Source organism: Clostridium paraputrificum AGR2156 (assembly GCF_000424025.1).
Classification (GTDB): Bacteria; Bacillota; Clostridia; order Clostridiales; family Clostridiaceae; genus Clostridium; species Clostridium paraputrificum.
The window spans coordinates 618777-631535 of record NZ_AUJC01000001.1; the positions used below are offsets into that span (position 1 = coordinate 618777).

5 protein-coding genes are annotated in these 12759 nt (G+C 30.0%); 1 reads left to right on the plus strand and 4 read right to left on the minus strand.

The window, feature by feature from the left end; translation table 11 throughout:
* Positions 1 to 96: 96 nt before the first annotated feature.
* The 4 genes from G594_RS18255 to G594_RS18260 all read right to left on the minus strand — a co-directional run bounded on the left by G594_RS18255 (position 97) and on the right by G594_RS18260 (position 11588).
* Positions 97 to 8475 (minus strand): glycoside hydrolase family 94 protein, encoded by an 8379-nt coding sequence (locus G594_RS18255; protein ID WP_051195894.1) that lies wholly within the window; start codon positions 8473 to 8475, stop codon positions 97 to 99.
* 108 nt (positions 8476 to 8583) lie between these two features.
* Complete coding sequence (locus tag G594_RS0102980; protein ID WP_027097200.1) at positions 8584 to 9441, minus strand: ROK family protein; 858 nt, start codon at positions 9439 to 9441, stop codon at positions 8584 to 8586.
* A 15-nt stretch (positions 9442 to 9456) separates the two neighbouring features.
* Complete coding sequence (locus tag G594_RS0102985) at positions 9457 to 10833, minus strand: aldehyde dehydrogenase (protein ID WP_027097201.1); 1377 nt, start codon at positions 10831 to 10833, stop codon at positions 9457 to 9459.
* Positions 10834 to 10853: 20 nt separating this feature from the next.
* The gene (locus G594_RS18260; RefSeq protein ID WP_051195895.1) at positions 10854 to 11588 is read right to left on the minus strand and encodes a DUF3298 and DUF4163 domain-containing protein; all 735 of its coding nucleotides are present in this window, start codon (positions 11586 to 11588) and stop codon (positions 10854 to 10856) included.
* A 219-nt stretch (positions 11589 to 11807) separates the two neighbouring features.
* Here G594_RS18260 and G594_RS0102995 point away from each other — a divergent pair, with 219 nt between their 5' ends.
* Positions 11808 to 12698, plus strand: coding sequence for a polysaccharide deacetylase family protein (locus G594_RS0102995; protein WP_034865808.1), 891 nt, complete (start codon positions 11808 to 11810; stop codon positions 12696 to 12698).
* Positions 12699 to 12759 lie beyond the last annotated feature (61 nt).

Sequence of the window (12759 nt, forward strand, 5' to 3'; positions counted from 1 at the left end):
TTATATTTTACACATTTTTCTATCCCCTGTAAACAATGAAAGAAAAGAGAAGCTACCTAAGCAGCTTCTCCTTACTCTATTACCCTATTACCTTTATTACTTAAATTCAACTTCTACCTTTAAAGCACCTGCTTCTTTAGGAATTATATCCACTTCCTTGCCATCTATTCTTATCTTGTTTTCTTTACCTCTTATAACCTTAATATCATAATGTTCTTTTTCATTATTAATCTTAATGTTATATTCAGTCCAATCTGCTGGCACACAAGGTTCTACCTTATATCCTTTTCCTTCTACATGTTTTAATCCTAAAATATCTTCAATACCTACCTTATACATCCATCCTGAAGCTCCAGTATACCAACTCCATCCTCCTCTTCCACCATGAGGTTCTTTAATGTATACATCAGCTGCCATAACATATGGTTCAACCTTATATGTTCTACATTCAAGTTCAGTTTTTGAATGGTTAATAGGATTAATCATGTTGTAATACTTCCAAGCCTTATCTCCCAATCCTAGTTTAGTTAAGGCTAAGATTACCCATACCGCTGCATGAGTATATTGACCTCCATTTTCTCTAACACCTGCAACATAACCTTTTATATATCCAGGCTCTAATGATGATTTTTCAAATGGTGGTGCTAATAACAGAATCATTCCCTTATCTTCTCTAACTAGGTTCCTATCTACAGCCTCCATTGCTTCAACGGCTCTTTCATTTTTACCAGCACCTGAAATTAATGACCAGCTTTCTGCTAATGAATCTATTTGACATTCTTCATTGTCTCTTGAGCCAAGTGGAGTACCATCATCAAAGTATGCTCTTCTGTACCATCCACCATCCCAAGCATTATTTTCAATATTTTCTCTAATAAACTCCTTCATTTCAGAATATCTATTTAGTCTTTCCTCGTCCTTCATATACTTACATATATCTTGGAAGTCATTTAATATATCGCAAAGGAACCATCCAAGCCATACACTTTCACCTTTGCCCTTATTACCAACAGTACTCATTCCATCATTCCAGTCACCGCTACCCATTAAAGGTATATTATGTTCACCAAATTTCAATCCCTTTTCTATAGCTCTAATACAATGTTCATAAATAGTACCTTCAGTAGGCGAGTTATTTACAATTGTATATCTTTCATCTTCTCCTTCTCTTAATGGTTCATCTTGAAGATAAGGTGCTTTTTCATTTAATATGCTATAATCTCCTGTTCTTTTTATGTATTGAGCTGTAGCATATGGCATCCACAATAAATCATCAGAAAATCTTGTTCTTATTCCACTATTTACAACAGGATGCCACCAATGTTGTACATCTCCTTCTAGATATTGTCTTGATGCATTCCTTATTATTTGAGCCTTAGCTATATTAGGATTAACAATTCCTAAATTCATAGAGTCTTGAAGTTGATCTCTAAAACCATAGGCTCCTCCTGATTGATAGAAGGCAGTTCTGCTTAAATATCTACAACTATAAGTTTGATATAGCAACCAACCATTAATCAAGTAATCCATAGACTTATCTTTTGTCTCTACTTGTATATTTCCTAGGAAATTTGACCAATATTGCTTTACTTCATCTAAGGCTTTGTGACATTCTTCAATATTCTTATACTTATCTATTAATTTTGATATATTCTCCTTACTTTCATCTTGACCAAATAGTATAATTATCTCCTTTTTTTCCTTTGGAGCTAATTTAATCTTAGTTTCAGTTGCTAAACAAGGATCATATATACTTCCTGTTTTATTAGATAAGTTTTTATAATTTAAAGCATTAGGAGAAGATATATCCTCACCTACTCCAAGGAACTCTTTTCTATCACCTGTAAAAGATAAGGTTTCTCCACCTAAAATAGTTAAGTATGCTCTCATATTTCCAAAATATTGACTATATGGATTTTGACCACAAATATAATTTTCTTCTAGCTCTGTAGAAATATATTTTGCACTTCCATAATTAAATACCCCTAATACTAGTTGCGCATAATAGTATATTGACACTTCTCTTTCCTTATCTAATAGATTCTCTAAAGTAATCTTTTGTATTTTTAACTTTTCTCCCCTAGGACAGAAAATCTGCATTTCACCTTTTATATTATAGGCTGTATGAGTAAATGTAGAATATCCAAAAGAGTGCTTAATAATATACTCTCCACCATCTCTAACTGGTTTAGGAGCTATAGAGAAATACACTCCGCTGTTATTGTCTCTAATATAAAGAGCTTCTCCTGGAGGATCTATTACCCAGTCATTACTCCAAGGAGTTATTTTATTTTCTCTACTATTTCCACACCATGTATATCCTGAACCCACTTCTGATATATGGAATCCAAAGTCTTCGTTTGAAACTACATTTATCCATGGAGCAGGAGTGTTGTTATAGTTATTTAACCTTATAACATAACTCTTATCTTCTGGATCAAATCCTCCATATCCATTCCAAAAATCTAATTTTTTACTTAAATCATCATTTCTAGAAACACTGTTTTCAGGTAGTTCTTCTATATTCCTAAGAATTTTCTCACCATAATCTATTTTTTCTTCTTTATTGATTTGTACATTTATCTTACTCTTTTCAACTAACTCTTTATGTCTTAGGAATTCTACTTCTTCACTTGTATCTACTTCTTTAATTTGAGTTATTATAGATCCCTTTTCACTATCTACATATAGTGCTGATATTCCTATAATAAAGTCTTTTATATCTTCACCCATAGTAGACTTATTATGAAGGAATATTCCACCTGTTTTATTAAGAATATCTCCTTCTTTAGATAAGTTTATTGCACTTATGATATTCTTTTGCATTGGTTGCTCATAAGATGCCTCTTCATCATTGTAAATTAGAAGGTCTACCTTTAAACCTTTCATCTTCCAATAATAATGCATCTTTATCATCCCTCTAACCAAATCCATATCCTCTTTACCTTTAACTACCGCCATAGCTATAGGTAAATCACCAGATATTCCATAAGCCCATAAATCTTGCTGATGTTTACTAATATTTTTTATGTAATCTTCCCTATCTCTTCTACCACTGTGAAGGAATAATATATATGAAGCTAAGCTTTGATAAACATTTGCTTGTGAGGACTTTATTCCCAAAGCTTTTAATTCAAGTTGAATAGCTTTATTATATGAATTAAACACCTTATCTAGTTTGGTAACTTCTCCATATTCTTCTGCAAGAGCTAAAGCTTCTTCTTTATCATTTGTTGTTCCAGTTATATAATAAACTTCCTTAACATCCCCTGGTTCAAGCCTTAATCTAACTCTCATACTCATAATAGGATCAAGGACTATTCCTACTGTATTTAATAAGGCTGAATCATTATCCATTGCACTAGGATTTCTTAAATCTCTATTTCTACCTATAAAATTAACTCTCGATGTTTCATAGGTAATTGCACCTTCCATCTCTGATGCTGTAATAGCCTTGTGGAATATATAAGGTACAGTACCATTCTTAACTCTAGCTCTTCTATTTCCTAAAAGACATTTTCCTACATCATTAAACTCTGTTCCTATAAATAAATTTGAAAAACTTGGATGAACAGCATCTCCCTCAAAGGATTGAAGTGTTACCTCCATATAACTTGTAACTTCAAGACTTCTTCCTTTGTCTCCTGTATTTTTTAAAGTAATCTTTCTTACTTCAACATCATCCTCAGGAGATACAACCACCTCCATAGTTGTTTTAATAGAGCCATCTCTTCTACTATATTTTGCTTTATCCAAAGTAAATTCTGCATTGTAATCTTCCCCACCATATTTACATGGTTCATATGTTGCACTCCAGTAATCATTAGAATTTAAATTTTTAATATAGAAGAACATACCACTACTATCTGAAGTATTGTCTCCCTTCCATCTATAAACTGTCATTCCATCCTTTTTACCATATCCACTTCCTGATAGGGTTACCATAGTAGAATAACTTCCATTTGATAAAAGTAATACTTCTGGATTTTCTCTCTTTATTCCCTCATATATTCTAGGTACAAAATTCTCTCTTTCTAGTATTTCCTTCTTTATATTTAAATCTTGTTCATGTTCAAAGGTAATCTTCTCTGGAATTTTTTCTTTTAGTAACAATTCTGTTGCCTTAACCTCTGGAATTCTATGAAACCTCTCTTGAAATACGTTATTATTTAAAATATTATCTAGCCCCATCAAAGACATACCTAAATGATGTACCATATAGCATCTAACATCTTTACTATCATTACTGTCTTCTCCACTATCCATTTTACTCACTCTATTAGGAGTATAATCTATAGCTTCAATGAAACCATATCTACCATAAGCGCCCTTTTTCTCTAATTCTCTAAGATTACTAATTCCTATATCTTTAGAATAAGGTAAACTCATTAATGTTGAGTATGGAGAAATAACCAACTCATCTTCTAACCCTCTTTTAAGTCCTATTCCAGGCACACCAAAAGCCTTATATTGATAATTATCTGCTACATCAAACTGATAATATGCTGATTCTGAAATTCCCCAAGGTATTTCTTTTGTCTTTGTGAAATTTTTCTGTGCCTTTATTACTGAATCATATGTCATTTGTAATAAGGTATTAGGATAACTTTTCATTATTAATGCTGGCATGAAATACTCAAACATAGTTCCACTCCATGAAACTAAGCTCTTGCCACCAAAAGCATTAGTCATAGCTCTACTTAAATTAAACCAATGTGAACTAGGAACCTCTCCTCTTGCTATTGTAATAAATGAAGTAGCTCTTGATTCTGATGCCAACAAATCATAGTAGGAATTTCCCAATGAATTTTCCTCTAAGTTATATCCAATAGCAAACAAGCCTCTTTCATTGTTGTATAAAAACTTAAAGTTCATATCATTCATCATATTATTAATATCTAACATGATGTTATCCATTCTTTCCTTAAGTACCTTTAAGCTATTTACCTTATCCTCTATAGCCTCCTTAAACTCCTCTCCAGAGGAACCTAAAATCTCATCTAAGTGATTTAGGAATTCTTCTATAGATGGTGCTTTCTTTATTGACTTATTATCTAATAATTTTTCTACTCCATCTAAAAAGTATTGATAATATGATATTTTCAACTTTATTTCTTTTTTTGTTTTTCCTATCCAATATATTTTTTCATTATCTTCTTCATTTTCTATATCAATTTCTTCTAACTTCAACAGAAGTTTCTCCAAGGTTGGAATATAATCTTTTACTTCCATCTTATTTAGTGACTCTTTATTAATTAAACCTTCTAACCCAATTATTTTAAGAGAATCCCTTAATGCCAATATTTCTTGAAGTCTTATTAAAGGATTATTTTTATATTCCTCTAAGGTTGTATTAATAACCCACAAATATCCTAATAAATTCCCACTATCTACTGTGGAAACATATCTTGGCCATAGTGGTTCACAGCTTTGGGTATCATACCAGTTAAGAAAGTGTCCTTCACACTTTTCTAGTTTTTTCATTCCATCTAAAATTAACTCTATCCTATCAATAACTTCTCCTAAAGTTATATAACCTAGGTCATAGGCTACAACATTACTAATTAAGCCCATCCCAATATTAGTAGGAGAAGTTCTATGAGCTACCCCTTTATATGGTTGTTCTTGATAGTTATCTGGTGCAAGAAAATTATTTTCTTCATTAACAAAATCCTGATAATATGCCCATATTCTTCTTGTATTATCTCTTAAATATTCCTTATCCTCATCTTTAAGCTTAAACACTTCCCCTTTCACAGGAATACTTATATAGTAGGCTATGTATGGACTTACTATCCATAAAACGGCTAAAGGTAAATTTATTATACTTATTAAAAATCTTTCATCTAAGGCTAATACAACTACTAATATTCCACAAAAAATAGAGAACCACATTCTCTTTGAATAAGAACTTAATGAATTATTAGTTGTTCTTTCTGCATCTTCTGCTGTTTGCCATTGTAACCTATGCTTTTTAGATATTGTCATTCTATAAATAGTTCTTAGTATAGCATCAGCCATAAGATAGGCTTGATATGGTATAAAACTAATTATTAAAAGTATTTGTTGCATACTTTTAAAGGTACCTCTAATCATATTCTTAGGAGTAACAACAAAATCTGTTACTGTAAATACTAATGGTACTATAGCTCCTAAAAAGCATAAAAATGTTATCTGATTGCTTCCATTTAAAAATGTAAGATTTAATATTATAGACAAAAGTAAAACTGGAGCTAATAAACTTCTTCTCAAATTATCGAATATCTTCCACTTAGATAATACTGATATCTTTTTAGAAAATAACCACTTAAAAATTTGCCAATCTCCTCTTACCCATCTATGTATTCTCTTACAGCTTGATTCGTAACTAGATGGATAATTATCAATAAATTCTACATCTGTAACCAAAGCACACTTTGCATAAGCTCCCTCTAGCAAATCATGACTTAATACAGTATTATCTGGAATTTCTCCTTCAAGAACTTCTTTAAAGGCATCTATATCTATTATTCCTTTACCTGTAAAGCTGCCTTCCCCAAATAAATCTTCATATGTATCTGAATAAGCAATTGAATATCCATCGATTCCTCCTTCTCCAGCAAAAATTCTAGAGAAATCAGACTTATCTTTACTTTCTAAAGATATACTTACCTTAGGTTGCATAATCCCATATCCATGTTTTACAAAATTATTTTTAACACATGCTCTATTAAGAATGTGACTCATTGCTCCAACTAATTTAATAGCTGAATCTCTTGGCATAAAAGTATCTGCATCTAATGTAATTATGTATTTTATATCCTTTAAGCTTCCTATATAACTACTCATTACACTGAAAGTATGGTTTTCTTCCCCTCTAAGGAGATTCATGAACTCCATAAGTTTGCCTCTTTTTCTTTCCTTACCCATATATACCCCTTCTTTTGAGTTATATATCCTTTTTCTGCTTAAAAAGAAAAAGTGCTTTTCACCACTAAAATACTTATTGTTCATTCTTAATGCTTCTTTAAATCCAGCTTCTATTATTTCTTCTTCATCTGAAGTTTTTTCAATCTTACTATCTTTAAAATCTCCTAACAAAGCAAAGTATAAGTTTTTATCCTTATTACCTAGGTAAGATACTTCAAGCTGTTTCATTAACTCTTCAGTTCTCTTTGCATTAGGTAATATAGCTGGTATTACTATAATTGTCTTCTTATTATCTGGAATTCCTTCTGATAAATCTATCTTAGGAACATGTCTTATTGGCTTTAACTTGCTAACAGACCAATTAATAAGAGCTACAACTATCTCATTAGCTGGAACTATCATAAGTAAAGCAGATACAATCAGTTGTCCTGTAGAAAAATGTGCTCCTAGAATGTAACTGAATGCTAAAATTGATGAAACAATCATCATGGTACATACTATGTTTATAGTAATGTATAGCCCTTCTGAAAACTTATTATTTACTTTAACATGTAAATTCAACTCATTTGATATATCTTTAACTCCATCATCTATAATATAATATCCAACATGAGTCCTATAAGCTCTCTTTCCCTCCTCTTTAGCTCTAGTTGCAAGATAAAGTGCTTTTTCCGTTAATGTTATTTCATCTACCTGAAACTTTCTAGCTAATTTTTCTATACTATGTCTATAATAATCCTTAGACTTAAAGTCCATTTTTTCATATGTTCCATAGGGGTCTGTTTGCAACTTTTTTTCTACTATTGATGTAGAATCAAAGAAATTCTTCCAACTTATACTCTCTATACTTCTTAATGCACTTATATATGTACTTATATTTTGCTCAATGCTTCCTTCTATAAAATACTTTTTTACTGATTCCTTATCACTAGATCCACTAGATTTTTGTTCGATTAAATCATATACTCTTTTCTCTTCTATAGAATTATCTCTTAATACTTTTAATAACTCATCTTTAAACAATCCTTCTATATTTTCATAATGTTCATTAATATAAGCTAATATATTTTCTAAATCATTTTTATTTATAGAATCTATAATATTGTAAGCAATATCCTTTCCTAATTTCTTCTCATTTTGAACATTTTTAAGCATATCAGTCACATCTGATAATTCCAGTATAATAGCTATTCGTAGCATTATTGGAAATGCCCAAAGTTCTCCCATAGTAAACTTTTCGTCCTTACTTTGTATAAAGCTTATTGCTTTATCTTCAGTAACTATTCCTTCATACTTCTTGATAAATTCTTTAGCATAAGAATATATTCTTTGAACATTACCATCTAAATTTTTATCTGAATAAGGTAAATTATAAAAATAATCATGAGGCATATTTTCCTTTATTGACTTATACTCCTTTTCTACTAGATATATATTATCTAATAGCCATTCACCAGAACTTAAGACCTCTTCCCCCTGCTTTGACAAAGATTTAATATATTTATAATTATTTTTTATCTTAGAAAAACCATTATTTAGTTCACTTAAAACTTCTCTACCTCTCAAGGTCTTCACTCCTTACAAATAATTCTTAAAATAGTTTTCCCAAGATTTTATATTTAATTCCAAAGAAAAGAAGCCTTGCCTAAGCAAAGCTTCCTAACCAATTATTTGTTACTCATTAAGTAAATTATAAACAGCTCCTATCATTCCAGCATCATTTTTATGCTTACATCTTTCAATAACACACTTAACATCATTCCAAGCTTCTATCTTTTCCAATGCATTTACTACTTCTTCTATAAACTCTTCTCTTTCACTTACTCCTCCACCAATAAGTATTTTTTCTGGATTTAAAGTGGCACTTAAATTATATATTCCTGTAGCAATTAATCCATACCATTCATTTATAATTTCTTTTACCTTAGAATCTTTTTCTCCATCATTAAATACAACTTGTCCATCTACTGCTTTATCTAAATTCTTATATTTCATATATTCTTTTATCAATGCTAAAGTTGATGCTGTATTACTATACATTCCTTTTTCATTACATCTCATAAATCCAAACTCCCCACCTTGGAATGTACTTCCTCTAAGTAATTTATTATTTATATAGATTCCCCCACCTATGCCTGTTCCAATAGTAACACACACAAAATCAGAACATTCAGTAGCATTTCCATTAAACTTTTCTGCTAAAGCTACACATTTTCCATCATTCTCTACTGAAGTCTTTAGACCAGTCTTCTCTTCTATTATCTTAGTAATGCACTTTCCTTCAATACATCTTATTGCATAACAAACCTTTGGTATACCATTTATAGAATCAATAAATCCCGGCATACTTAGAGCTACACCCTCAACTTCATCTTTTCTTTCTAAAGCTATTTTTATTATATTTTCTAAAAATAATTCTTCACTTTCTGTACTTGTATCAAAGCTAGACTTTTCTAAAATAGCTCCTTCTTCATTTAATATTCCCCATTTAATTCTTGTTCCACCAATATCAAAAGCTAAATATTTTTTCATAAATCAAAAACCCCTTTATTTTAATATTTTCTTTATTAGCTTTAATTTATCATTATATGGAGCAAACCTAAAAGGCAATTCCATAAATGTTCCTCTTTTTAAAACAGACTTTCTATGACTAAATGTATCAAAGCTAGCCTTTCCATGATAAGAACCTATGCCACTATTACCTACTCCACCAAAGGGAAGATATGTTGATGCAACATGTATTACAGTATCATTTATTGTAACTCCACCTGATGATGTATTATTTAACACATATTCAATTTTATTTTTATCTTCAGAAAAATAATATAATGCTAGTGGCTTATCTCCATTATTAACCTTATACATTACCTCTTCTAATTTATTAAATTCATATACAGGGAAAATCGGTCCAAATATCTCTTCTTCAAGTATTTTTGACTTTTCTTTTATATTAACCAATATAGTTGGAGATATATATTTTTCTTCTATAGATACTTCTCCTCCATAGAATAGTTCTCCTTCGTTTAAATACTCAGAAAGTCTTCTAACTTCTCTTTCACTAATTATTCTTGGATAATCAGGGCTTTCTTTTTGTTCTTTTCCTAATTGCTTTTCTATTTCCTTAACTAACTCTTCTAAAAATTCTGCTTTTATATCTTTATGTACACAAAGATAATCTGGTGCCACACATGTTTGACCAGCATTTAAAAATTTCCCCCAAGCAATTCTCTTTGCACTCATCTTTATATTAGCATCTTTATCTACAATACATGGACTTTTACCTCCAAGCTCTAAAGTAACAGGAATTAAAGACTTAGAGGCCTTTTCCATAACTATCTTTCCTACTCTTACGCTACCTGTAAAAAAGATATAGTCTACAGGTTGCTCTAATAATTCAGAAACAACCTCTTTGCCTCCCATTGGATTAACTACCTTAATATATTCATCCTTAAAATTATTATTGATTATCTTTTCAATCAACATAGATGTATTAACAGAATACTCAGAAGGCTTTATAACTGCACAGTTTCCTGCCCCAATTGCTCCTATTAAAGGTGATAATATTAACTGAAAAGGATAATTAAATGGTCCTATAATTAATGCTACTCCATAAGGCTCTTTATATACATAGCACTTACTAGGATAATAATTAATTGAAGATTTCACTCTTTCTCTTTTAGACCACTTTTTTATACTTTTAATCATGATGTTTATTTCTTCATACACCATTCCTATTTCTGTTATGTATCCTTCAAAATTTGATTTTCCTAAATCCTTTTTTAAAGCATCTAAAATAATTTCTTCATTCTCTTTTATTAATCTTTTTAACTTTTTTAGATTATCTATTCTAAAATTAATGTCTTTTGTTTTCCCGGATAAATAATAATTCTTTTGTTTTAATATAATATCTTTTATATTATTCATATTATTTCCTTTCACCCTAACTATTTACTATTAATTTTATCATAGACATAGCCCTTTTTAAATATTTCTAAAGGAATCCTAAATTCAGGCATTCCTCCAGCATATGGTGCAATTTCATATTGTGCAAAAAATATTACTAAATTACTTCCTTCTATGAAAAAGCCTTGATTATCCTTTATTCCTTGAAATCCCTCTTTACCTGTAAAGTACATATCTTTATTCTTATCTATTTCGCTTTGAATTTGCTTGTTTATCAAACTTGCATAATCATATTTCTCTTTAAATAAATTATTAAGCTTTAAAATCTCTCCACTTCTTTTATCGATATTATAATACTTTCTTGTGGTGATTCCATGAGCACCACCTGTAAATTGATAGTAATCTATATAAAAACTTAATGGGTTTCTAGTACTCTTAACTTCATATCTAGCATTTGCTTCATAAGGCCCCAATGGTTTAACATTTGTATCGAAATTTTCTTTTGCAATCAGTCTAATGTCCTTAATCCATTCTAGAGTCCAATTTTCTATTTCTTTATTTATCTGAGCTTCTTTACTCTTATTAGATATACCACTTATCTGAGGTATAATTACATCCACATCCACGTAATCATCTTTCTCTTTTATAACTTTATCCACAATTCTAACTTCTTCTTCATTTTTCGACGTTTCACTTGCCAACAATACCTGTGGACAAAAACTGTTTATAATGTTGATAACTATTAAAGAAAAACTTAACAAAACTTTACTACTCATAACAAAAATCATTCCTTTCGTGCTTTTTTATATAGTATTCTCTTTTTTCTACATTTATCAACATTATAATTCACATTTTCTTAACAACTTATCCACACCTAAATGTGGACAATGTGGATAGTATCCATTTTTTTCTATATTTTCATTTGATTATTTACTTTACATATCTTGGTATGATAAAATTCATATACAACAAATATATTTTTAAAGGTGAATATTATGAGAAAATTTTCCAATAAAAAGCTACAAAATATTATCTTAATAGCACTTATAATAATTCTAGTAGGAGTTATATTTGCTATTTACATTAGAGAAAAAGAAGAAAAAAACATTGCAAGTAATGAAAACATTGAAGATTTACAACTAAATGAAGAACAAGAGGAACCTAAAATTGAACCAGTAGAAATTAATAGATTTGAAGGTTTAACACTTATTAACGATAATCGTGGGGTTCCTGTCCTGTATTATCACTCAGTAGAGCCTTCAGAGAAAAATGAAGTTATTATTTCTCCTGATAGACTTAGAGAGCAACTTCAATTTATTAAAGATTCAGGATACACTACCCTAACTATTAGTGAGTTTAATGACTATATTATTAATAAAAAATCAATACCAGAGAAAAGCATACTCATAACCTTTGATGATGGTTATATGGACAACTATACAAATGCTTTTCCAATACTTAAAGAATTAGATATGAAAGCAACAATTTTTGTTATTACTTCTGTAATTGACGAAGGTAGTTACTACTTATCAAGTGAAAGAATTAAAGAAATGTCTGACTATGGAATAGATATAGAGAGCCATACAGCAACCCACAGTCATTTAGATCAACTTACTTACGAAGAACAATTAAAAGAACTAAAAGACTCAAAAGAAAAGATAGAATCTATTACTGGTAAGAAAGTTCTATCTGTGGCTTATCCATATGGTGACTTAAATGAAGATAGCACTAAAGCTGTAAAGGAGGCTGGCTATTCATTAGCTTTCACTACTAATTTAGGTTATTCTGATAGAGATGATACTCCTGTAAAACTGGATAGAATTTATGTAAGTTCTAGATATACAATGGAAAGATTTAAAAGTAGATTAATTAATACAAATAAATAAAAAAGTGGAGTGGATATTTACTTTAAGTCACAGAAAGCAAATATTCACTCCATTCATATGA

Excerpts from the sequence above, each read along its gene's own strand:
- G594_RS0102985 (WP_027097201.1), bottom strand. The coding sequence starts at position 10,833 with ATGAATAATATAAAAGATATTATATTAAAACAAAAGAATTATTATTTA.
- G594_RS0102980 (WP_027097200.1), bottom strand. The coding sequence starts at position 9,441 with ATGAAAAAATATTTAGCTTTTGATATTGGTGGAACAAGAATTAAATGG.
- G594_RS18260 (WP_051195895.1), bottom strand. The coding sequence starts at position 11,588 with ATGAGTAGTAAAGTTTTGTTAAGTTTTTCTTTAATAGTTATCAACATT.
- G594_RS0102995 (WP_034865808.1), top strand. The coding sequence starts at position 11,808 with ATGAGAAAATTTTCCAATAAAAAGCTACAAAATATTATCTTAATAGCA.